22 protein-coding genes are annotated in these 24,610 nt (G+C 39.5%); all 22 read right to left on the bottom strand.

The window, feature by feature from the left end; all coding sequences use genetic code 11:
- Positions 1-294 precede the first annotated feature (294 nt).
- Complete coding sequence (gene ftsZ / locus ABE65_RS08200; protein ID WP_066393461.1) at positions 295-1,479, bottom strand: cell division protein FtsZ; 1,185 nt, start codon at positions 1,477-1,479, stop codon at positions 295-297.
- Between the two features lie 32 nt (positions 1,480-1,511).
- Positions 1,512-2,795 carry a cell division protein FtsA gene (gene ftsA / locus ABE65_RS08195; RefSeq protein ID WP_066393457.1) on the bottom strand — a complete coding sequence of 428 codons (1,284 nt, stop codon included), beginning with the start codon at positions 2,793-2,795 and terminating at the stop codon, positions 1,512-1,514.
- 136 nt (positions 2,796-2,931) lie between these two features.
- The gene (locus ABE65_RS08190; protein WP_066393455.1) at positions 2,932-3,285 is read right to left on the bottom strand and encodes a small basic family protein; all 354 of its coding nucleotides are present in this window, start codon (positions 3,283-3,285) and stop codon (positions 2,932-2,934) included.
- A gap of 1 nt (position 3,286) precedes the next feature.
- Positions 3,287-3,994, bottom strand: a complete 708-nt coding sequence (locus ABE65_RS08185; protein WP_082861353.1) for a DUF881 domain-containing protein — start codon at positions 3,992-3,994, stop codon at positions 3,287-3,289.
- A 5-nt stretch (positions 3,995-3,999) separates the two neighbouring features.
- Positions 4,000-4,695 carry a DUF881 domain-containing protein gene (locus tag ABE65_RS08180; protein WP_197480349.1) on the bottom strand — a complete coding sequence of 232 codons (696 nt, stop codon included), beginning with the start codon at positions 4,693-4,695 and terminating at the stop codon, positions 4,000-4,002.
- Positions 4,682-5,455, bottom strand: a complete 774-nt coding sequence (locus ABE65_RS08175; protein WP_066393454.1) for a cell division protein FtsQ/DivIB — start codon at positions 5,453-5,455, stop codon at positions 4,682-4,684. The genes ABE65_RS08180 and ABE65_RS08175 overlap by 14 nt, the downstream gene beginning before the upstream one ends.
- A gap of 227 nt (positions 5,456-5,682) precedes the next feature.
- Complete coding sequence (gene murB / locus ABE65_RS08170) at positions 5,683-6,597, bottom strand: UDP-N-acetylmuramate dehydrogenase (RefSeq protein ID WP_231887871.1); 915 nt, start codon at positions 6,595-6,597, stop codon at positions 5,683-5,685.
- 458 nt (positions 6,598-7,055) lie between these two features.
- Complete coding sequence (spoVE, locus tag ABE65_RS08165; protein WP_416202872.1) at positions 7,056-8,123, bottom strand: stage V sporulation protein E; 1,068 nt, start codon at positions 8,121-8,123, stop codon at positions 7,056-7,058.
- Positions 8,124-8,192: 69 nt separating this feature from the next.
- Positions 8,193-9,545, bottom strand: a complete 1,353-nt coding sequence (murD, locus tag ABE65_RS08160; RefSeq protein WP_066393450.1) for a UDP-N-acetylmuramoyl-L-alanine--D-glutamate ligase — start codon at positions 9,543-9,545, stop codon at positions 8,193-8,195.
- On the bottom strand, positions 9,546-10,520 hold the full coding sequence (gene mraY, locus ABE65_RS08155) for a phospho-N-acetylmuramoyl-pentapeptide-transferase (protein ID WP_066393448.1): 975 nt from the start codon (positions 10,518-10,520) through the stop codon (positions 9,546-9,548).
- Positions 10,517-11,899: a UDP-N-acetylmuramoyl-tripeptide--D-alanyl-D-alanine ligase gene (locus ABE65_RS08150; RefSeq protein ID WP_066393447.1), complete on the bottom strand. Its 1,383-nt coding sequence runs from the start codon at positions 11,897-11,899 to the stop codon at positions 10,517-10,519. Before ABE65_RS08150 ends, mraY begins: the two co-directional genes overlap by 4 nt.
- Positions 11,896-13,362 carry a UDP-N-acetylmuramoyl-L-alanyl-D-glutamate--2,6-diaminopimelate ligase gene (locus ABE65_RS08145; protein ID WP_066393445.1) on the bottom strand — a complete coding sequence of 489 codons (1,467 nt, stop codon included), beginning with the start codon at positions 13,360-13,362 and terminating at the stop codon, positions 11,896-11,898. Before ABE65_RS08145 ends, ABE65_RS08150 begins: the two co-directional genes overlap by 4 nt.
- Positions 13,363-13,586: 224 nt before the next feature.
- Positions 13,587-15,521, bottom strand: a complete 1,935-nt coding sequence (locus tag ABE65_RS08140; protein WP_066393444.1) for a stage V sporulation protein D — start codon at positions 15,519-15,521, stop codon at positions 13,587-13,589.
- Between the two features lie 63 nt (positions 15,522-15,584).
- Complete coding sequence (locus tag ABE65_RS08135) at positions 15,585-17,807, bottom strand: penicillin-binding protein (RefSeq protein ID WP_066393443.1); 2,223 nt, start codon at positions 17,805-17,807, stop codon at positions 15,585-15,587.
- Positions 17,808-17,822: 15 nt separating this feature from the next.
- The gene (gene ftsL, locus ABE65_RS08130) at positions 17,823-18,188 is read right to left on the bottom strand and encodes a cell division protein FtsL (RefSeq protein WP_066393441.1); all 366 of its coding nucleotides are present in this window, start codon (positions 18,186-18,188) and stop codon (positions 17,823-17,825) included.
- Positions 18,189-18,202: 14 nt separating this feature from the next.
- On the bottom strand, positions 18,203-19,135 hold the full coding sequence (gene rsmH / locus ABE65_RS08125; RefSeq protein WP_066393439.1) for a 16S rRNA (cytosine(1402)-N(4))-methyltransferase RsmH: 933 nt from the start codon (positions 19,133-19,135) through the stop codon (positions 18,203-18,205).
- 31 nt (positions 19,136-19,166) lie between these two features.
- Positions 19,167-19,598, bottom strand: coding sequence for a division/cell wall cluster transcriptional repressor MraZ (gene mraZ / locus ABE65_RS08120; RefSeq protein ID WP_066393436.1), 432 nt, complete (start codon positions 19,596-19,598; stop codon positions 19,167-19,169).
- Between the two features lie 127 nt (positions 19,599-19,725).
- On the bottom strand, positions 19,726-21,348 hold the full coding sequence (gene bshC / locus ABE65_RS08115) for a bacillithiol biosynthesis cysteine-adding enzyme BshC (RefSeq protein WP_066393434.1): 1,623 nt from the start codon (positions 21,346-21,348) through the stop codon (positions 19,726-19,728).
- A gap of 80 nt (positions 21,349-21,428) precedes the next feature.
- Positions 21,429-21,812 carry a DUF3397 domain-containing protein gene (locus ABE65_RS08110; RefSeq protein ID WP_066393433.1) on the bottom strand — a complete coding sequence of 128 codons (384 nt, stop codon included), beginning with the start codon at positions 21,810-21,812 and terminating at the stop codon, positions 21,429-21,431.
- A gap of 4 nt (positions 21,813-21,816) precedes the next feature.
- Positions 21,817-22,704 (bottom strand): ketopantoate reductase family protein, encoded by an 888-nt coding sequence (locus tag ABE65_RS08105; RefSeq protein WP_066393426.1) that lies wholly within the window; start codon positions 22,702-22,704, stop codon positions 21,817-21,819.
- A gap of 90 nt (positions 22,705-22,794) precedes the next feature.
- Positions 22,795-24,333 (bottom strand): acyl-CoA carboxylase subunit beta, encoded by a 1,539-nt coding sequence (locus tag ABE65_RS08100; protein ID WP_066393424.1) that lies wholly within the window; start codon positions 24,331-24,333, stop codon positions 22,795-22,797.
- A gap of 54 nt (positions 24,334-24,387) precedes the next feature.
- Complete coding sequence (locus tag ABE65_RS08095; RefSeq protein ID WP_066393422.1) at positions 24,388-24,600, bottom strand: acetyl-CoA carboxylase biotin carboxyl carrier protein subunit; 213 nt, start codon at positions 24,598-24,600, stop codon at positions 24,388-24,390.
- Positions 24,601-24,610: the final 10 nt, after the last annotated feature.

Genomic DNA, 24,610 nt, shown 5'->3' with positions numbered 1-24,610 from the left:
CGAGGGGCTAGCCACTGTAACCAGACAGGTGGAGACTCCTAAAGGCGCAAAGCGGCAGTCAGAAAAATGGAAGTGACTCGTTCAGCTCCGACAAGCAAAAGGTAAATGGGCTTGGAAGGCATAATTTGCCTTCTTGACCGTTTATCTTTTGACCTCGAGGGGCTAGTCACTGCAACTAGACAGGAGGCTCACCGCACGCCCCGTGGAAAGCGAGCAACCTGGAGCGGAGATCAACTACTAACAAAACAAAAAAGCATGCTCTCTAAAATAGAGAACATGCTTTCGTTTTTGTATTTATCTTCTTCTGTTACGGCTGCGGTTACGCAAGAATGTTGGAATATCAAGCGTATCTGAATCAGCATTCGTGTAAGAAGTATTTCTTGATTCTTGGCTCTCTTCACGAGATTGCCCTTGAGACTGGCTTTGTGGTTGTGATTGAGTTTGAGTCGAATGAGACTGATTAGATGTTGGAGCTTGCTGCATTCTAGGACGCTCAGCTCTCTGTTGGTTGTTCACCATCTTTTCAGTTTCATCAAATCCAGTTGCGATAACTGTAACTAGAATCTCATCTTTTAGTTCTTCGTTAATTACGGAACCAAAGATCATGTTTACTTCAGGATCTGAAGCAGATGAAACGATATCTGCAGCTTCATTTACCTCGTAAAGACTTAAGTTTGCTCCACCTGTAATGTTCATCAATACACCTTTTGCTCCATCGATTGATGTTTCAAGAAGTGGAGATGAAATAGCTTTTTTCGCAGCTTCAGCGGCACGGTTCTCACCAGTACCTACACCAATACCCATCAGTGCAGATCCGCGTTCCGTCATGATTGTTTTTACATCGGCAAAGTCAAGGTTGATCAATCCTGGTACAGCGATTAAATCTGAGATACCTTGTACACCTTGACGAAGTACGTTATCCGCTTCACGGAAAGCTTCAAGCATAGGAGTATTTTTATCTACGATCTCTAACAAACGATCATTCGGAATGACAATAAGTGTATCAACTTTTTCTTTAAGTACAGAGATTCCACCTACCGCTTGTGTAGAACGCTTACGGCCTTCAAAAGTGAACGGTCTTGTTACAACACCCACTGTAAGGGCACCAAGATCTTTAGCGATCTCTGCGACTACAGGTGCTGCACCAGTTCCTGTTCCGCCACCCATACCAGCTGTTACGAAGACCATATCAGCACCGCTAAGTGCCTCTTCGATCTGCTCGCGGCTTTCTTCAGCAGCTTTTTTACCGATATCAGGATTTGCACCTGCACCTAGTCCTCTTGTTAATTTCGTACCGATTTGCATTTTTACAGGTGCTTTAGAAAGGTTCAGAGCTTGAGCATCTGTATTTACACAGATAAATTCTACACCTTGTACACCGTGTTCGATCATACGGTTAACAGCGTTGCTTCCACCGCCACCAACACCAATTACTTTAATTGTCGCCAATTGATCCATATTCATATCAAACTCTAACATGAGCGTTCCTCCTAATGACTAGTTCCTTAATGTTATTCAAAAAATAAACCAAACCAGTCTTTGACTTTTGATTTCATGCCACCGGATTGTTTTTCTTGTCCCGATTTTTGGCTGGATTGTTGCTTCTTTTTAGGTAAAGGTTCTCCAGCGTTATCAACTAACGCAGTAGCAACTTCTTTTCCTTGAACTTTAATATTTTTGTGAGTGAATTGGATTAATCCAACTCCCGCTGTAAACTTCGGTTCTCTAACTCCGATATAATCTGGCAATGAAACGCGTACGTTCTGCTGGAAGATATCTTGAGCGAGTTCAAGTACTCCTGGAATTGCAGCAACTCCGCCTGTAATAACAAAACCACCTGGCAGTTCGGAATATCCACGCTGATGCAATTCATCATCAATCATCTCAAATATTTCAGCCATACGAGCTTCAATAATTAACGAGAGTTCGTATTGCGAGATTTCTTGTTCTTGTGAAGATCCAATTTGCGATACGGTGAATGTCTCATCTTTTGACGCATAATCCACGAAAGAATGACCATGCTTCAGCTTAATCTTCTCTGCATCTTCAGCAGAAGTTCTTAATCCGATGGAAATATCTTTTGTGATAAAGTCTCCACCTATCGGAAGAACGGATGTTAACTGCATGGTTCCTTGATCAAAAACAGATAGTGTAGTAGAACCCCCACCAATATCGATCAGTGCTACACCAAGCTCCATCTCATCACGTGAAAGTGCGATCGATGATGTTGCCAATGGCTCTAAACAAATGTCCGCCACTGTAAGTCCAGCTCGTTCTACGCATCGTAATAAATTATGTAAGATCGTTTTGGAGCCCGTTATTACGGTTCCTTCCATCTCAAGGCGTACACCTAGCATGCCTCGTGGATCAATAATCTCATCTGTACCATCGACAATAAATTGTCGAGGAATCACATCTATAATTTCGCGTTCTGGAGGCACTGACATAACTTGAGCTGCCTCTATTACTCTAGCAATGTCTTCATCACCAATTTCTCGGTCTTCCCTTGATACCGCAACTACACCGTGGCAAGGTTGAAGCTGTATATGGTTTCCTTTTACACCTACAATGACAGCGTTAATCGGAATACCTAACATTCTTTCTGCTTGCTCTACGGCTTTTCTAATGGAACGAACAGTTTCGTCAATATCTACAATGGAACCTTTTCTGATTCCAGCTGATTTTGCATGGCCAACACCAATTACATTAAAGGACTCACTAGTCATTTCTCCAATGATCACTTTAATATTGGATGTACCGATGTCTAAACTTACATAAATTTCATTGCTGTTCATTCTGTGGCACCTCCTTACCTTTCATCCAATAAATCTTCTAATTTTTTTAAAAATCCCTTGATTTGCGCTTAATTATGGAATAAATTCCACAAACAACGGGTTATCCCTCTTTTTTTTTACCGTTTTTTCAAATTTTTTAGGCCTTTTTGCGTGAATCTGACCATTTTGAAATGATTAAGCGTCTAATAACTGCGATATTATTAAACAGCCTAACACCAAATGCAAAGATAGCTGCTAGATACAGGTCTATACCTAGGTGCACCCCTAAGTATGCAAGCCCTGCAGCCAATAAAATGTTAAAGAAAAAACCAGTAATGAACACTTTATCTTCAAAACTGCCTTGAAGATGTGCACGTATACCGCCGAATAGGGTATCAAGTGCAGCTAAGACAGCAATGGATAAGTAGTTTGCATATTCTGGAGGGACCCGGATATCAGACATGAAACCTAATAACAGACCTAATAGCAGTCCAAGTACCGGCAACCACATCTTACGTTTCCTCCTTTGCCGGTTTCATAAACTTCACCTTCATATCTTTATCGAAAGCTGGCAAAATAACTTTAGCTGTTTGTTTAGATTCTACAAGAAAATTTTCACGAATAAATTCTTCAACGGCTGGTGAAGCAATAATCTTTTGCTGAAGTTTCTCGTTGTCTTTTGCCAAAACTCTGATTTCAATCGGAAATGAAGAAACAGGCTCATTGTTTATGTAAATGTTTCCATTCACTTCCCGGATCGGGGTTTTCGATACGATACGTTGTCCATCGATGCTGATCTCCTTCGCATCGTATCGGTTTAATTCATTTACAAGTCTTCTAAGCATATCAGGATCTATTTTAGGAACAGGTTGACCTACTCCAATTAGCTCTTCATTAAAAGGTTCGATCGTTATCACGATTCCTTGTCCGCTAATCGTCGTTAATCCTGCTTGTTTTTTTAAATCACCTAGTGCTTTTTCCATTGCCTGGATTTTTTCGTCTTTCCCGTTACCTTTGTATTGGTTTAGAAGTTCACTGTAGCGTTCAAATTCCTCATTAAGCTCCTGCTGACGCTGTTTTTCTTTTTCCAAATCAGCTCTTAATTCCCATAAATCTCGAGTATCCCGAACAACAGGATTGTTTGTGGTCTCAAATTGGATCGCCAGCATTCCGCCAAGTATGAGGGCAATTGTTGCGAACATGAATTGTCTCTCTTTCAACTAACTCATCCCTCTTCTGTTATAAATGGCTCCATCTCGATCGCGCTTTCTTGCTCCACTCTCACTTCTACACCATCCGTTACAATTTTATCAACGATGTATAGATTCAAAGATTTCTCTAGGGTTGTGGAATTCCCAATTGCTGTAATCACAAAAGGTGCAGGGTATTGGTTACCATCCACTGAAACGACAGGACCGATACAAGCGATATACGTATCATGTGAGATCCTTTGACCGTTTATCGCAATGGCTTCCGCACCTGATACGTGAAGTTCGTCAATGACACTTCTAATATGTTCTTCATGGACGATATAATCGTTAGGGTTCTCCCCTTCCGGTATATAGGAGGAATCTTGAAGGGTAACTTCTACCCCCTCCCCTTTCACTTTCACGTTTCCTACTACCATTCTGAGCTCTTTCAAATCTTCTACTAGTTTAGAAGAGATCTCCTCTTGATCTGCCAGCTTGTTTTCTTTCTTCTCAACATTTTGTTGCAGACTTTGAAGGTCGCCTGCTAATTCTCTGTTTGTTTTTTGAAGATTTAAGATTTGGCTTCGCAATGAATCTTCTTTTTTCCATTCATTGTTCTCTACAACATTTTGCTTTTCGATCTGTGTTCTCTGATAGGAGAAAGATAGTATGAACCCGGTAACGAGAAGGATTAAAGATAGGAAAAGATGCGTCCCTTTAATTTTGCTCATTACTTTCCTCCACTTGGTTGTATCGTTCAAAACGTGTGCTGATTCCTAAATAAAATGTTCCTTTTTCCTCAGGTTTAAGTTCGCTGACTAAAGACGGATACGCTGTCAGCCTATCTGAGAACTTAGAGATCGTCGTCACCACTTTGTTACCGTCCGTCATAAACAACGTTAGTTGATTTGAACTGTTGGCAGCAGGTGTATGTGTGATCTCAGATATTCGATGAATGATTCCTTCAGGTAGTTTTTGCAGTTCCTGTGCCATCATCTCTAATTGTTCTGGATCCTTCCAGCTGACGATTACAGGTGCATTCACAGGTCTCTCATTTTTCTTCAAAGGTTCTAACATCTTCCCGTTCTGAAGCATCGGATAGTATAGATTCTCTTTCCTGAAATACCCGACTCGTTGAAACTCACTCACTTTAATTATAACTTGGTTAAAAAACTTCTTTTGGATGGAAACAGAACTGATTTCTGAGATTTCCTCAAGTCGCTCCATCATTTCATCCTCAGATACATTTAAGTACTTTGTCTTTGTTGAAATTTCACTTTTTTCAAGAATTTCATTGTCGGTTACAAAATAGTTGCCTGAGACGGTAATTTTCTTCACATGACTTAGATCAGATTGAAAATAAACGACGACCAACAATAACAGGAAGAAAAAGGACAAGTAATAAATAAGACGACGATTTGCTTTTTGTTTGCGGTGTTCTTTCAGCTTCGGAATTCGGTCCTCAATCTTGACAACCTTTACCTTGTCCATCCTCTTCCTCCGTTTTATAAGTTAGTACAAGAAACATTAACGGTTGACAGAAATAAAAGAACTTGGCAGATAGACGCCAAGTCTTCAAAAGGTACTGATAACAGTCCAACTGTCAGAAGATAACGAAATGTATGGTTCGTTTCGAAACGTCAAAAGTTAATTTTTTCTTGTTCTTTGTATTATAGCACGGATAAGCCGCAATTCAGCACTATTTATCCAATTTTTTGTTAATCATTTCTACCAATGATCTCAACTTCTGTATGAAGTTCAACACCATGCTTTTCTTTAATTGTTTTTTGTATATAACTGATAAGATCTAGCACGTCTTTTGCTTTTGCATCTCCAGTATTCACAATGAAATTAGCGTGCATCTCAGAAACTTGTGCTCCACCTACTTGTGTTCCTTTAAGTCCCGATGTTTCAATAAGATGTCCTGCATAATTAGGGAGAGGATTACGGAACACACTACCACAACATGGAAAGTTCCACGGCTGAGTGTTTCTGCGATAATCTTTATTTTTCTTAAGCTCGGCCATTATCGTTTCTTTATCCCCTTTATCCAAAACGAGGATGACTTCAACACAGATTCCACCTGTCTCTTGAAGAACAGAAGTACGATAAGAGAATTTAAGCTCTTCATTAGAAAGCCATGTAAGCTCACCATTAGGTAATAGTATTAAAGCCTTCTCAACGATCTTTGACATATCTGATCCATGCGCACCTGCATTCATGAACACAGCTCCGCCCACCGAGCCCGGAATACCTGCTGCAAACTCTAGACCCGTATAAGCTTCACGTGACATTAGGGTTGCAAGCGGAATGAGTGAATATCCACCGCCAACTCTGATCTTGGTATCCTCTTTTTCAAGGTGGTTGATCCCCTCCCCTACTTTAATGACAACACCTTCTATTCCCCCATCAGCAACTAACAGGTTAGATCCTCTTCCGATTGCACGTATCGGTGCGTTTGCTTCTTTAATATAACCTAAAGCTTTTTTTAGACTTTCAATATCTTTCGGTTCATAAAAAAGATCAGCTGGCCCACCAATTTTTAATGTGGTGTGATTTTTTAATGGTTCGTTTACTAGGACAGTACCTAAATCTTCACTTTTTAATTTCTCAGCTAATTGGCTATACATCATTAAAAACCCCCTACGTTCATACGCATCGTTCTATTTATATGCTATGCGTTAATCTTTTCCATGTTTTCAATGTCCTTAAACATCGACAAAGTAGTATTCGTCAGAACTAACGATTTTGTTTCTTATTTTTGAAAAACGACATCTGATTATCATTGTCGCTCTTGAACGTGGTTGATTTACGTTACAGGATGCTCGCTTTCCGCGGGGCAGGCGGTGAGCCACATTCGTACGTTTCTCGTATAAGTGTCTCACCTGCCCGCCTGTCCCGCAGGAGTCTCGCACCCTCCACTTCAATCAACTGTCTAGAAGACAAGAATTTAAGAGCAGAGACTAACTTATAAGAAACAATAACATTAAAAAACAAATATAGAAAAAGAAGTTACCCTGCCATAATTGACAGGGTAACGTCTTTAAATCGCTATGTTTAGAATAAGAGAATTTCCTTTGAAACTCAAGTATTAATACCTTGAATACCGGCTAATATTGAGGATTACTCCTATTGATGCGAGCATTAGAGTTAATGAGGATCCTCCATAACTCAAAAATGGAAGTGTTATTCCAGTTACAGGCATCAATCCTGTCACAACTCCAATATTAATCATCACCTGTATAGCGACCATTCCTATGATTCCTATCGCTAAAAAGCTGCCGAATAGATCTGGAGCTCCTAAAGCGATTCTGATTCCGCGCCATAAGAGAAGGCTAAAGAGGATTAATACAAAAACAGCACCAATAAAACCGAGCTCTTCTGAGAGAATCGCAAAGATAAAGTCCGTTTGCGGTTCAGGGAGATAACCAAATTTTTGTCTACTCTGCCCTAAGCCTAGTCCAAGCAATCCACCTGGACCGAGAGAATAGAGTGACTGGATAATCTGAAACCCACTACCTAGAGGATCACTCCAAGGATCAAGGAATGAAGTTATCCTCTTGATTCGATAAGGAGCAGATATGATTAGCCCTGCAAGTCCGATTAGACCGATCAAAGCCATCCCTACAAAATGAGAGATACGCGCACCTGCAACAAAAACCATCACGATACTAGTTCCGACCATCACAGCTCCGGTTCCTAGATCTGGTTGAAGCATGATCATTCCAAAAGCGATCATCACTAATCCTAGAGTAGGCACTAAACCTTTTTTCAGTGAAGTGATCTTTTTTTGATGCTCTGATAAATACTTAGCTAAGAATGTAATCATGGCAAGTTTCATAAATTCAGACGGCTGTATGGAAAAAGCACCCACACCGATCCAACTTCTTGCACCGCCTCGCACCATACCGATACCTGGAATAAGAACAGCGATCAACAATACAAAACAAATGATCAGAAGAATCTTAGACCAGACTCTCCACGTCATGTAATTGATGTTCATGATAAAAAACATCGCTGCAATTCCCACACCGGCAAATAACAATTGTCGCTTTGCAAAAAAGAACGCATCATCAAACTTGTATAGCCCTAAATCTGCACTCGCGCTATAAACCATTATTATACCGATCGATAACAACATAAGCGTAACTACAATCATTATGATATCAGGGGTTGATCTCGTTGCAGGCAAAGGGAAACACCTCAACTCTTCTTATTTGTACAAACCTTATTTAAGTTTATGCACAGAGTTGATAAACATGTCCCCTCTTTGTTCGAATGTCTTATATTGATCCCAGCTTGCACATGCAGGGGATAACAATATTACATCATCTTCGCTAGATAAACGGTACGCAAGGGGAACAGCATCTTCCACATTATCAGCACGTTTTATTGTTTCTATTCCTGCTTGTTTCGCTGTTTCCGCTAATTTATCAGCTGTTTGACCAAAAGTAACGATTGCTTTTACATTTTTTAGTGATGGAAGCAGATCATCAAAAGAATTTCCACGATCAAGGCCACCTGCTAGTAAGATTACAGGTTGTTCAAATGCAGATAACGCGGCATTCGTCGCTAATATGTTCGTGGCTTTCGAATCATTATAGAAACGTCTTCCATTAAGCTCTCCTACATATTGGAGACGGTGTTTAACTCCCGGAAACGAAGTTAGTACTTGACGGATCTGTTCTAATGTTGCGCCAGCTAATAAAGAAGCGGCTACAGCTGCCATAATATTAGATAGATTGTGTTTACCTGGTAAGACGATTTCACTTAGATCAATAACTTTTTGATCCTGAAAATGGAGTGCACCATCTTCCACATAGACCCCACCCTCATATTTTTCTTTAACAGAAAATGGGATATGTTTAGCTTTAGAGCTCTTCATTAAATATGAGACACGTTCATCATCCGCGTTATAGATTATATAATCAGAGCAATCTTGGTTCTCAGTGATCTTAGCTTTTGCTTTTCCATATTCATCAAGAGAACCGTGATAATCTAAATGTGCTTCAAACAGATTCAGAAAAACGGCAATCTGTGGCTTGAAACGCTCTGTTCCCATTAACTGAAAGCTAGAAAGTTCGGCTACTAATATATCTTTCTCAGTAGATTCGGCAGCAACCTCGGAGAAAACAGTACCGATATTACCTGCTACGATTGGTGTCTTATCACTGTTTTTTAACATATCACCAACAAGGGTAGTGGTTGTCGTCTTGCCGTTTGAACCAGTAATCGCAATAATGGATGCGTCTGAAATCATACCTGCTATTTCCACTTCAGTATATATAGGAATGTTTCTTTTGACCGCTTCATCGATTAAAGGATTTTGATAAGGAATTCCTGGATTTTTTACAATAAAGTCCAACTGGCTATCTAGCAATGTCAGCGGATGATCTCCACAAACCACTTCAATTCCAAGCTTCTCCAGTTTTTCTGCTTCTACATTTCCTTCTCTCGGGCTTTTGTCGTTCACTGTTAGATGAGCCCCAAACGAATGAAGCAGTTTTGCACCAGCAAAACCGCTCTTAGCTAATCCTACGATTAAAATCTTTTTATCTTTAAAAAACGTAGTGTCCTTCATTTATACCCACACCTCTAAATAAATTCCTAGTGCTGCAAATACCAAACCTACAAGCCAAAATGTAACAACGATGCGCCATTCACTCCAACCTGACAATTCATAGTGATGATGAAGCGGGCTCATCTTAAATACGCGCTTACGAGTTAACTTAAATGAAGCTACTTGAATCATTACAGAAAGTGTTTCGATTACAAAAACTCCACCAATAATAACAAGCAAAATCTCAAGCTTGGTTAAGATTGCGACCGCACTAATCGCACCACCTAAAGCGAGTGATCCAGTATCTCCCATAAACACTTTAGCTGGGTGTGCATTAAAAACTAAAAAGCCAAGTACAGCACCAACAACAGCAACACAAAAGATAGCAGCTTCAAATTGAAGAATAGTAGAAGACAAGACAGCGAATGCACCAAAAGCAATAGCTGCTGTTCCTGCCAACAATCCGTCCAATCCATCCGTTAGGTTTACTGCATTAGAAGCACCGATTAACATGAATACAACTAATACTGGGTAAAACCATCCTAGATCAAACGAGAAATCTGTTCCGGGAACTGAAATTTCCGTTGAAAAATCAATCGCTCTTAAGCCTAAGAAGAAAAGAGCCGCAATGATTAATTGCCCTACTAATTTTTGCTTCGATGTTAAACCGAGATTTCTTTTCTTAACTACTTTAATAAAATCATCTAAAAAGCCAATAAGTCCATATCCTAATGTAACGAGGATTAGCAGATGGGTTTCTGCTGTAACTGCAAAAAACTTAGCAGTCATCGCATAGGTTGCGATAACGAGGGCTAAGACGATAACAATCCCGCCCATCGTGGGTGTTCCTTGCTTTTTTTGGTGAGATTTTGGGCCTTCATCACGAATGCTCTGCCCAAATTTCAACCTTCTTAAAAACGGGATGAAAAAGGGTGAACTTAATACCGCTATTAAGAAGGATGCTACTAATGTAAATAATAAGACTTGCTCAATCATTTTTTCGACTCCTGTTCTTTCTCTACAAATTTCGAGACTAGGGTTTCTAATACCATCCCTCTTGATGCTTTAAAAAGAATAGCAGTGTCTTTTGATAATAATCTAGTTATTGGTTCTTCCGCTTCTTCTTTTGTCAGACATTGAATAACTTCAAGGTCTTCATTTTTATGTTTCATTAATTCATCTGCAATCCAGGCACCTTTTTGCCCTACACATATCACATGAGAAATCGTATCATCCACATGCTTCGCTATGTTTCGATGCATCTCTTCTTCATTTGAGCCTAATTCATACATATCTCCGAGGACAGCGACCTTTTTAGAGTAATCCTTCAGTTCAGCCAGTGTTTCTAACGCTGCAATCATACTCGTTGGACTAGCGTTGTAGGCATCGTTGATAAGAAGTGTTTCCTTCTTGCCGCTTTTCATTTCAAGACGCATGGAAGTAACTTTAAGATTCTCAAGTCCTTCTAGTATCTTATTTTCTTCTATATTCAAGTAATGCCCTACAGCGATGGCATATGCTGCATTTTTAATATTATGACGTCCGAGCATCGGTATGCGATACACGGTCGTACCTTCTTCTAAAGAAAACGTTACACCATGTACATCTGTCTTAAGGTTAGATAACTTCAGTGTATTTGAATCTCCAAAACCAACTTGTAACACGTTCTCACCTTTTACATGTGAAAGAAGCGGTTCATCTCCATCGATGATAAACAGCCCACCTTGTTTTAAACCATCTGCGATCTCAAGTTTCGCTTTTGCAATTCCTTCACGACTACCGAGTTGTTCGAGATGGCTTTCACCGATATTCGTAATAACAGCAACATCTGGCTCTGCGATCTTACTTAAAAGAGATATCTCTCCATAATTACTCATACCCATTTCTAGAATGAGAACTTCTGTAGTATCCTCCATCGCTAGAATGGTTAAAGGCATACCTATATGATTGTTGTAATTTCCCTGTGTTTTAAATGTCTTAAAGTTTTCAGAAGAAACACTTTCAATCATATCTTTTGTAGTTGTTTTACCGTTACTGCCCGTTACAGCTACAACAACAGGGTTGATTTTCTTCAAGTAATATTTAGAAACCTCTTGCAAAAACGTCACTGTATCTTTTGTATAAAGAATAGGAAAATCTTCTGATAATCCTTCTGGAAGATCTTTTCCTTCTTCCCAGACCGTAGCTGTACAACCTTGTTCAATCGCATTTAATAAAAAATCATGACCATCAAATCGCTCACCAGCTATAGGTAAGTAAAGTGCATTCTCACTTTTAAGTCTTGTATCTTTAGAAACACCCTCTAATATGAGGTTTTCATACTTTCCACTCGTACGATCTGCTAATGAGACCAGTTCTTTAAAATCTAATTTCATTTTTTCACCGCCTTAATTGCTTCCCTTGCAACGATTCGATCATCGAAATCTAATATGTCTTTACCAATGATTTGATACGTTTCATGACCTTTACCGGCTATTAGTATAACATCGTTTGCACTAGCCTGTTCAACCGCATATTCAATTGCCTTTTTACGATCAGGGATAGTCACATAATTCCCTTCGTCTACGCCCTCTTCCATATCTTTTAAGATCTGAAGAGGATCCTCTGTTCTTGGATTATCACTTGTGAAGATCGCATGATCAGCTAAGTTAGCTGCAATTCCTGCCATGAGTGGACGCTTTGTTTTGTCACGGTCACCACCACACCCAACAATCGCTGTTATTTTCCCTGTAGCGAATTCTTTAATGGTTCTTAGAACATTCTCTAAGCTATCTGGCGTATGTGCGTAGTCAACGATCACCGTATAATCTTGACCCGCGATAACAGGTTCAAATCTGCCAGAAACTCCTGTTACGTCTTTTAGACTTGTAAGGATTTGATCCAAATCTAATCCTGATAACAAACATGCTGTAGTTGCTGCAAGTACATTATAAACGGAGAACTTTCCGATCAGCTTCAACGTAACATCTCTTGATCCAACAGGTGTTTGCAATGAAAACGAAGTTCCTTGAGATCCAATCGTTATATTGGTCGCCCGAACGTCGCTATCATTATCAATTCCATAAGAAATAACCTGTGCAGAAGTTACTCTTTCAAACATCTTTGAAGCTGGATCGTCATTATTAAGCACTGCCACTTTACGATCTGATTTGTTATAAGTATTACCCATTTGAGAAAACAGAAGACTCTTTGCATACTGGTATTCTTCCATATTTTTATGGTAGTCCAAATGATCTTGTGTCAAGTTTGTGAAAACAGCGATATTAAAGTCACAACCCCATACTCTGCCTTGAACGAGAGCATGTGAAGACACTTCCATAACAGCAGCCTCAACTTTTTGTTCAGTCATCTGATAAAACGCATTCTGCAAAAATAATGAATCAGGTGTAGTATTTGCTACCTTAAAGCTTTGATCTTTGATCTTCATCTCGATCGTCCCGATCATTCCCGTGCTTTTCCCTGCATCTCTCAAGACTTTTTCGATGAGATGCGATGTTGTTGTCTTCCCGTTCGTACCAGTAATTCCGATCAGATGAAGCTTTTGCGAAGGATGACCATAAAAGGCATCCGCTAGTACAGCAAGAGCTTTCTTGGTATTTTTCACTTTAATAACCGGAATGTTAACATCGATATCTTTCTCAGCTAAAATAGCAGCAGCACCATTTTTAGCGACAGCTTCTGCAAAATCATGTCCATCAAACAGAAGTCCTTCCATACAAACAAAAAGACACCCTTCTCCAGCTTTCCTGGAATCCATTTCAATGGAGGTAATTTCAGGATTGGCTTGGATATCCATTTCATAGTTCACTAAATATGTAAGCAGTTCTTTTAATTCCATTAATCCTGATCTCTCCTCTAATCATTGTTAAGCATTAATTTTTAAATAGTTTAGTTTCGCATATTTGTTGTAGCTCATAGAAAGCGTCTTTTTGTGTTATCTTATATCACTTGAAGACGAGTGAGCAAAAGTAATATCTTTCTATGATAGAGCGTTTGATATGCATCTTTAAAGAAAATAAGCCAAGCAAGATTCCGCGCTTGGCTATGTGTACATTCTTTATTTTAATCTTCCACTTCTTTTTTGTCACCCAAAAATAAACGAATCGTCTTACCAGCTTCAAGCTTCACACCAGCTTTTGGAGCTTGCTGTACGATGTAATTCCCTTTTCCAGAAGTCTCAATTTTAAGATTATACAAGAGGTTCGTCAGCTCTTTCGTTTGTTTCCCAACTAAATCTGGAACGACTACTTCTGGAGCATCTAGCCATGTTTTCTCTTTTTCTATCTGATCTTTCTGCTTTTTAACACCCATAGCAGAAAGACTATCTTCAATAATATTTCCTACGATTGGTGCAGCCACGATTCCACCAAACTGGAGCGTTTCTTTCGGATTATCGATTGCAACATAAACAACGATCTCAGGATTATTAGCAGGAGCCATCCCGATAAAGGAAACGATATGGTTATTCTTTAAATAGACACCACCTTCTGCCTTTTGGGCAGTTCCCGTTTTCCCTCCAACCCGATAACCATCTACGAATGCATTCTTCCCTGTTCCTTGAGCTACAACACTTTCTAATGCGCGTCTAACTTCTTTTGACGTTTTTTCAGAGATCACTTTTCTCTTCAGTTTCGGAGTCTGCTTACTCACTACTTTCCCTGTAATAGGATCAACTAATTCTTTAGCTATATAGGGTTCGTACAGATAACCACCGTTTACGGCCGCAGACACGGCAGCTACTTGTTGAATCGGAGTAACAGAAACACCTTGTCCGAACGCGGTTGTAGCAAGCTCAAGTGGACCAACGCGATCTAATGAGAATAAGATTCCTCTACCTTCCCCAGCCAAATCAACACCTGTCTTTTCCCCAAACCCAAAGTCTTTAATATATTCAAAGAGTTTATCTTTACCTAATCGTTGACCAAGGATCACAAATCCCGGGTTACAAGAGTTCTGAACGCCTTCTAAAAAGCTCTGACTGCCATGGCCTCCTGCTTTCCAACATTTAAGCTTTCTCCCTGCAACTTCGATCGATCCAGGATCGTGAAAATGATCTTTATTTAAGTCAACTTTATCTTCTTCGAGTGCAGCAGCAAGAGTAATGATCTTAAAGGTAGAACCAGGTTCATACTGTGCCCATACTGGTAGATTTCGATTGTAGACTTCTGGTGAAACACGCTTATACTCTTCCGGGTCAAAATCAGGGCGTGAGCTCATGCCCAGAATCTCTCCCGTATTCGGATTCATCGCAATAGCGATCGCTCCATCTGGGTCATAAGTAGCTTGAGCAATATCAAGCTCTCTTTCAATAATGGTTTGAACACGTGAATCTGTCGTTAATCGAAGATCGTATCCATCTTTCGGTTTCTCATACTTGTCCGATAATGATGGCATCCTTCGTCCCCTTGCGTCCGAGAAGAAAGAGATATGACCTTTTTCTCCATTCAGCTGCTCATCATAATATAGTTCTAGGCCTGTGAGCCCTTGGCTATCAATCCCAGCAAAACCCAACACATGAGAAAGATAAGAACCATACGGGTAATGCCTTTTACTATCTTCTGCAACAAAGACACCTGACAGGTTCAATGCTTCCACTTCTTTTGCTTTCGCATTGCTGATTTTTCGTCCTCCATTATCAATTCTCACGATTGAGGCTTTCTTCGTAAGCCTTTGATACACTTCTGTTTTTGATATATTTAACAAAGCAGCCAATTTTTCAGCTGTTTCATCTGGTTCCTTTATCTGTCTTGGAACGACAAAAACGGTTGGAGCACTAATATTTGTTGCGAGTACCACATCATTTCGATCTAAGATCTTCCCTCTTTTTGGTTCAAAGGGTATGTCTCTACTCCATGAATCAAGCGCTTGATCTGTCAACATATCTCCAAGCACAAATTGAACGTAGCCAAGTCTTACCGAAATGACAAAAAAGAAAGCTATTCCAAAAACAAGAACAAAAATTAAGCGCCTGCGTACAGTTACATTCGAAACTCGCACACACAATACCTCCCTTGTATGTCTCGTTTCAAATATATGCTTGTACACAAGCGCCTAGAACATTTAGTCTGTTACCGGCAGATCTTCCTCTTCTGACGGTTCTTCTGAAGATCCTGTTTCTTCCGCATTCTCTTCTTCTTCAGCATCTGTTTCTGATTCTGTCACTTTAGGTGGTTCTAGTTGAACAACAAAGAAATCTCCTTCTTTAACAGGGTTTCCAGGTTTAATGCTTTGTTTTACTGCAAATCCACTTCCCGTTATGGTTTCTTTCAATCCAAGAAGTTTACTGATCCTTAAGATATCCATGTAAGACCAGTCTTTAACATCAGGCATTTTTGCATCACCTGACGTTCTTAAGATGACTCTTTCACCTTTCATCACATAAGCACCTTCATATGGTTCTTGGTTGATGATATCATTACCAGAACCAATGATGGAAACTTGCATGCCAAGCTTTTCTAGATCACTTTTGGCTTTTTCAGCCGACTGACCTGTATAATCTGGTAATTCTTTGCCGTACGATTTTTTAACTTTAGAGGACTTATCATTTACTTTGGCTTCAGGCTGAATGTTTAAATATTGAAGCCCGCTTTTCATTACACTTGTAAAAATATTTGCAACAGGCGTAGAACCCATCTCAGGGAATTCAACCTTTGGACGTTCCACAGCCACATAGACTAACAATTTAGGATCATCTTTAGGAGCCATCCCCAAGAAAGAGAACACGTTCTCTCCCCAACCAGAAATGTATTTCCCGTCTTTTCCTACGATCTGTGCTGTTCCTGTCTTTCCGGCTACGCTATAACCGTCGATCATATAAGGTTTACCCGTTCCATCTGTTACTACTGTTTCTAATATATCTCTTACTTGTTTTGCAGTTTTCTCAGAGATCGGTTTACCTGCTACTTTCGGTTCATTCGATAACACCGTCTTCTTCGTTTCTGGATCCATGATCTTGTCGATCACGTATGGTCGCATCATCTTACCGCCATTGGCAATAGCTGTTGCCGCTTGAATCTGTTGAATTGGCGTGATCGTGGTTCCTTGTCCAAACGCAGTGGTTACTTTTTCTATCTCATAGTTGTAAAGAATGGATCCGCTCTTCTCATTCGGTAGATCAATATTCGTCTTTTGATCTAAACCAAATTTAGATAGGTAACTTCTATATTTCTCATAACCTAGTTTCTCACGTACAAGTTTAGAGAAGGCAACGTTTGAAGAGTTTTGAACTCCTTCGTTATAAGTGATCGGTCCCCATCCTCTTTTATTATGGTCATAGATCGGTCTTCCGATGTTCGGAAGCTTATACGAACCAGATTGGAACACCTCATTACCGTTATATTTACCTTCCTCGATAGCGGCTGCTAAGGTAAAGATCTTCATAGTGGATCCTGGCTCAAATGGATAAGAAACAGCAAAGTTCGTATAGTTTTTTATATCCTTTTTGTTCGGATTAAAACTAGGTGAATTACTCATCGCGAGAATTCTTCCTGTTTTTGGATCAGCAACAATACCAGTGATCTTTTCAGGTTTATATTTTTTAGCTGCTTCTTGCACAGCTTCATCTAAATAAAGTTGAATCTTTTCATCCAGTGTTAAATAAATATCCTGACCATGTTTCGGTGGTGTGATCGATTCTTTATTCGCTGGAATCGCTCGACTGAACGCATCACCAACAAAGGAAATCTTGCCATCCTTTTCTTTTAAATACTTATCTAGTGATTTTTCAAGCCCCATCAGACCAGTCTGAACACCATCTTCACCATTACCCGTGTACCCTAACACATGAGCTGCGAAGCTTTGGTTTGGATAATAGCGTCTAGATTCTCTTAAAAAATCAACACCAGGAATCTTCATCTTTTCGATCTGTTCTTTTTTACGATAAGACACTTTTCTTCCAGACGGAATCTCTACTTGAAATCTTCCTTCTTTACTCAATAGTTCTTCTAGGTCTTCCTTATCAGAATCCAAGACTTTCGAAAGTTTTTCAGCTGCTTCTTCTGGGTCTTTAATATGATTGGGATACTTTTTATCGAGAATAGCTATTACGCTGTATGAAGGAATGTCTTGGGCTATCACTTCACCGTTTCGATCAAACATGGTCCCTCGTTTTGCATCTAAAACATCACTCTTCATCCATTTTCTTTTACCATATTCGATTAGATCTACTCCTTCTGCAGATTGAGAAGAAGCCACTAGAAAGAACTTACTCGTTAATACAAAAAAGAGCACGGTAAACACAACCATCAGAATACCTGCTCCAACATTTTTTCTTTTTAATTTCATAACAACACCTGCTTTTTAGTCCTGAACCACTTTAACGTTCTTATCGTCAAAGATAAACCCTTGTTTCTTTGCCAATTTCATGATGCGTTCCGGATTACTTAGTTCTGTAACTTGAAGATGATAATCTTCAACGATCTTTGTTTCAGCAGTAAGGTCCTTTTGAATACTCTCAACTTTAGCAGTGGCCTGATAAACAGACGCGTATAGAGAAATGAGCCAAATCAATCCAGCAATTAAGACGACCCCCATAGCTCCCCATAAAACGACTTCACCTTTTGTAAATATCTTTCGAGATGGTGATGGTTGCTGTACCGGTTTTGGATTTCTTTCTGGCTGTAATTGTACTTGTTGTTTTTGAACTTGATAGGCTAAATTGCTCACTTTAGCTCTCCTCTCTATTTTTGTTTTTCAGCGACCCTCAATTTTGCTGAGCGTGATCTTCTGTTTTCTTCAAGCTCATCGTCTGTAGGTACGATCGGTTTTCTTGTGATGAGTTTTAATTCTGGTTTGTATTCTTCTGGTATAACCGGCAGACCTGGAGGGAGTTCCGGACCTGTGCTTGCTTTTTTAAGTATATTCTTACACGCACGATCTTCTAAAGAATGGAAGGTGATAACTGCAATCCTGCCACCCACATCTAATAGTTCAATGGAATCTTGCAAAGCATCTTCAAAAGCGTTCAATTCATCATTTACAGCAATACGAATGGCTTGGAACGTTCGTTTTGCAGGATGTCCACCTGTTCTTCTTGCAGGAGCAGGTATAGCGTCCTTTATTATTTCGACAAGTTCACCCGTTGTTTGAATCTCTTTTTTCTCACGAGCTGCTTCAATCTTTCTAGCGATCTGTTTAGCGAATTTTTCTTCGCCATACCTTGAGATGATCTTCATCAGCTCATTGAACGACCATTCATTTACAACTTCTTTTGCTGTAAGATCACTTGATTGATCCATTCGCATATCAAGCTCAGCGTCATGCTGGTAGCTAAACCCTCTATCCGCTTCGTCTAGTTGTGGAGAAGAGACACCTAAATCGAACAGGATGCCATCTACTTTATGTATGCCACGTTTAGAAAGCTCTTCTTTAATATGACGGAAATTACTGCGAATAATCGTATACTTTCCTTCATGTTCCTTTAGAACCTGACGGGCGTTTTCAATAGCTATGTCATCTTGATCAAATGCGTATAGATGGCCAGTTTCTAATTGAGACAGAATAAGTGCACTATGACCTGCCCCACCTAACGTACAATCAACATAAATTCCATCTGGTCTCACGTGTAAAGCATCTACTGATTCTTGTTTTAATACGGTTATATGGTCAAACATGGAAAATTCCTCTCTGCTATAAACTTAAGGGTTATAAATCAAAATCCATCAGACTCTCTGCAATTTCTCCAAATGAGTCTTCTGACTTTGAGAAGTATTCTTCCCAAATTGATTTACTCCAAATTTCAATTCTATTCGACACACCTATCACTACGCAATCCTTTTCTAGTTTTGCATAGTCTCTGAGCGGAGATGCAATGTTTACTCTTCCCTGTTTATCTAACTGACACTCAGCAGCTCCAGAAAAGAAAAAACGAGTAAATGCACGTGCATCCTTTTTAGTGAATGGCAAACTCTTCAGTTTTTCCTCTATGACTTTCCACTCATTTAAAGGATAGCCGAATACACATTGATCCAATCCGCGAGTTAAGATAAACTCTGTGCCTAGTTCTTCACGAAACTTGGAGGGGATGATCATACGTCCTTTTTCGTCGATGCTGTGCTGATACTCTCCCATGAACATATGATCACCCCACTTTCTCCCCTAAATCTACCACAACGCTCCACTTTTCACCACTACAAGTATTATTCGTGTACAAAAAAAAAAATCCTGCTGTAGCACAGGATTTTTTCTAAAATATTTTAAGGTTTTAAACATATACAATCTTATGTTTCCCATTGAATTGATAAGGGTATTGTACAAGTTGGTTCATAAGAAAAGAACCTCCTTCATTTACGAATTGATAGATGTTCCATACCCTCTCTTGCAAGATTCCAGTCGGCTTCAATTGAAGCATGATCTCATCAAATTCGGCAAGTGGTTCTTTTACCTTTTTTCGAACACGTTGTTCTAACTTATTCTCCATATAGTCGATCTCCGATAAGATTCTTTTTAAATTCAAATCTGCAACGGCAAGGAGTTTTGGATCGATATCTTCTGCTAATCGGATCAACTTTTCATAGGAAGAAGTAAATTCTGCTTTAACAGATTGCACGGTGTCGTAAGTCTCGATCGGTCGGTTCATTGCATACCACTCACGTTTATATTCTTCTGTTCCATTTTCCAAAACTTGTTTCACCGTTATAGCTTTTGATTGAAGCAATTCATTAACGCCAGTCGTAACAAGAGTAAAAGATAGCCTTGGTGTAAGGATAGGCATCATTCTGTTAAATTGACCGAAAACCTTTCCTAGCACAGCCCAATAGGCAATCTCTCCTGGTCCAGCCACAAACGATAATACCGGTAAAAGAAATTCTTGCATCAATGGTCGTGTCACTACATTATTGCTGAATTTTTCTGGGTGGTTAATCGCTTCCTCAAGAAGTTCTGATTCAGAGATCGTGAAGTCTTTTTCTTTAGAAGAGAATCCCTCTTCATCACGATACAGTAAGATCCGTTCTTGATTCTTCGTATAGAAGAGATGAGCATTGTTCTCTTGTATCTCAATTGGAGCTGAATATCCACTTGTACACAGTTCTTCAGTTCGAACGTTGAAAGCTTCATCTATCGCTTTGTTATGAACTATCATCTCTTTTAACATGGAAGATTGCAGTTTTTTTAACGAAGGATCTCCAGAATCTAAAACGATAAGCCCCTCTTCAGAAAACCATTTGGATAGAAGCTTTGCGAAGAACGTAACGATAGAGTCTGAGTCTTTTAAGATACGTTCAGTCTCTGCGACTAAATCACTCGTAAAAGCTGTTTCCCCAAAGGAACTAAATACTTCCTTCAACCAAGGTTGAACTTCATCACTATCCCACTCCCATAAGGAGGCTGAAGACTTAACATTGCTCGCTGACTTTAATGATACTTTTTTAGCTGTATTGTTCTTAGGGACCATAACATGATTGATCTCATCCATATCATGATCTTCACCAGCGATCCAAAATATTGGAACAACGGGAACATTTAATTCTTTCTCAGCTTGTTTTGCTAGCTGAATCGTACTGATGCATTTGTAGATCACTAAGAGAGGACCGGTTAGAAGTCCCGCTTGTTGTCCACCAACAACAGCTAAACTCTCTTCTGCATTCAGTTTTTGTATATTCTCTATTGTTTTCGCAGAGGAACCAATCTTTTGATTATAAGTAGTCAGATAATCCGTTAGACCCTTTCTAGGAAACGAATAACGCTTCAATTCCTGTTGTCTCTTTGTCCATTCGTGTTTATCATAAGGAGATTTATAATCAAAAAAACGGACAACCTCCGCATCTCCGTTGGAGTACCCTTCTAAAAAAGGCGATGTATGAAGCTGCATTTCCTCCAGTCTCATTTATGAACTTCCTTTCTACGTATCAATTACATCCTTAACGAGTATAGCAAAGAACGAATAAAGAACATAAAAAATATGCTCTAAATGTCCAAAATACGTGAAATGATTCCATATGTCATCAACGAAAAGTAACCGATCGAAAGAACAAGAAAATGTAGACGCCAATTCAGCCTAAGTATTTTTCCGATAGACAGTTCTACATCATTTTTCCAAATCACATATGTAAAAAGCAAACACCCGAATAAGAATACGAGTATAAGAATCCAATAATAAGAGTGTCCCCAAATTTCCACAGTCATTCTTTCAATAGCAAAAAATAAAAATAACGTTGTACTATCAACACCCGCCTTAAAGGCTTTTCTCCTTTTTTTCGTAACTTTTAGCATACTCTTATTAACAAGAAAAAAGACAATATAAGGAACGGTTATCAATGTAGCCACAATCGCACCTACAACACTAGCCAATCATTCATCCTCTCCAATCCAATGCACGAATCGCTTCATACGCAAAACGAGAATAAGGGGTTTTGATCTTTAACTGCAGTCCTCGCTTAATAATCTCACCCGTAATACTCTCTATCTCCGTTTGCTTCCCGCTCTCTACGCTTTTTAACATAGAGGATCGGTTTAATGAAGTATTTCTGCACAAGACTAACAATTCCTTCCATAACACTTCGCGCTGTTCTGTCATATTCAATACAGAAATGGTTTCGTTAAAGAGCTCTCTCATCATAGATAAAGCATATATATTTGTTAATAGTTCTCCATTTGTTATTCTTAACAACGCGGTAAGAGGATTGATGGATGCATTCATAATTAGTTTTTCATAAACCATGGGCTCCCACTCTGTCTCTAAAGAAATCGGAAAATGACTTGAATGAAGAAGTTCGCTCCATCTCTGTTCATAATCCCCTCGATAAGAAGAGAGTTTAATCCTGCCCTCTCCAAGATGATGAACTGTCGTAAGACCTGTCTTTATCGCTCCATGTTCAACAACACCAATGCCTATTTGTTTTTGCGGCAAGCTATTTAGAAAAGATAGATGACTGATTCCATTCTGTAAAAAGAGATAGGAAACGTTTCGGTATTTATTCAATCCCATCAATTCATTCATAGCTGTTTGTTTAACTGCAATCACACACCAGGATTCCTCACCAGAATATTGTGCAAAAGGTTTTGCATCGACCATTACAGTTGTCTCTGAACCATCCACGCTTTTGTATGTTAATCCAAACTTTCTAAGTTCCTCCGCTTGTTCATAGCTTCTTGTATATACTACGGGTTCTCCTCCATTTTTGTTTATAAAATAGGAAACTAATAACCCGATTGCTCCGCCGCCAATGACACTCACTCTCATATATAGCTCACCCCTACATTCTCTTTCTCGATACTATCATATTCTTAAGGGATACTAAAAAAACCTCCCGAGTAAGGGAGGTTCTTGTGATTAAACAGGATAAACAGGATGCTTTCGTTCACTGAATACCATTTCTTTGTTTTCATAGAACGCAAAACGATTTGTTAGTTCATCTCTTAAGGATGAAGGTGAAACAATATCATCAATGATCATTTCAGATGCTAGTTTATAAATATCGATATGTTCTTTATATTCTTGTTGCTTCTGCTGAACAAATTGAATACGCTCTTTCACATCTTCAATCTCATTAATCTTATTCGAATATACTGCGTTCACTGCTGCTTCAGGTCCCATAACTGCAATCTGAGCCGTAGGCAAAGCAATGCAACAATCAGGTTCAAATGCTGGACCCGCCATCGCGTATAGACCTGCACCGTATGCTTTTCGGACGATCACTGAAATTTTTGGCACCGTTACATCACTCATCGCTGCTATCAACTTTGCTCCATGACGGATGATCCCAGCTCTCTCTACTTTCGTTCCGATCATAAATCCTGGAACATCTGATAAGAAAAGAAGCGGAATGGAGAAAGCATCACAAAGCGTGATAAATCGTGCTGCTTTGTCCGCTGAATCAACAAAGAGTACGCCGCCTTTAACTTTAGGCTGATTTGCGATGATCCCAACTGGTTTTCCGTCAATACGACCAAAGCCCGTCACGATCTCTTGCGCGAATAATTTTTTCATCTCAAAGAAGCTACCTTCATCAATGAGTCCATCTATAAATTCATACATATCAAACGGAACATTCTGATTTTCCGGCACGATTGCTTCTAACTCTCTTCCCGCTTTTGGAGCGACAGCATCAGCATTCGGAGCCTTTAATTTATAGTTACTAGGGAAATAAGATAGATACCTTTTCGCTTCTTCAATGGCTTCTGTTTCATCAACTGCTAGAACGTCTCCGCATCCACTAACAGAACAATGCATTCTTGCACCGCCCATCTCTTCAAGCGTCACTTTTTCCCCAATTACTTTTTCAGCCATTCGAGGACTCCCTAAGTACATAGAAGCATTTTGATCGACCATGATCACGATATCACAAAAAGCGGGTATATAAGCGCCACCTGCTGCTGATGGTCCAAAAAGAATACAAACCTGTGGAATCATCCCAGACATTTTCACTTGGTTATAAAAAATCTTTCCTGCTCCACGGCGGTTTGGAAACATGTCGATCTGATCCGTAATTCTAGCACCTGCCGAGTCAACAAGATAAAGCATCGGAACTTTTAACTTTTGTGCAGTCTCCTGTATGCGAATGATCTTTTCAACTGTTCTAGCTCCCCAAGATCCAGCTTTTACAGTAGAATCATTGGCCATTACACAGACCGTCTTTCCGCCAAGTTTTCCAATCGCTGTTACAACTCCATCAGCTGGAAGGTCTCCTGCTTGGTTGTTTGCAAATTTTGCATCCTCTACGGTGTATTCACCATTGTCAAAAAGAAGTCTTAGTCGGTCACGAACGAACATCTTATTTTGAGAACTGTTCTTTTCATGATATTTCTGTGCACCACCAGCTTCAATCTGGTCGATCTTTTCTTTTAATTGATTTTCTAATTTTGCTACCATGATATACCTCCTTCAAGAGAGTGAGCGCTCGTTCAGATTGTTTGCATGATAATTCTATTTAAGTGTAACGAGTACGTCGCCCTCATTCACAAAGTCTCCAGATGCAAACTTAATGTTTTCTACTGTTCCTGCATCAACAGCGTCAACAGGTATTTCCATTTTCATAGACTCTAAGATAATAACCGTTTGTCCAGCTGTTACTTCATCACCTTCACTTACCAATACTTGCCAAACTGTGCCTGCCATAGATGCTGTAATTTCTTTCATCTCTCTCTCT

The organism is Fictibacillus phosphorivorans (genome assembly GCF_001629705.1).
Taxonomy (GTDB): domain Bacteria; phylum Bacillota; class Bacilli; order Bacillales; family Fictibacillaceae; genus Fictibacillus; species Fictibacillus phosphorivorans_A.
This window is presented reverse-complemented; position numbering and strand designations above follow the sequence as displayed.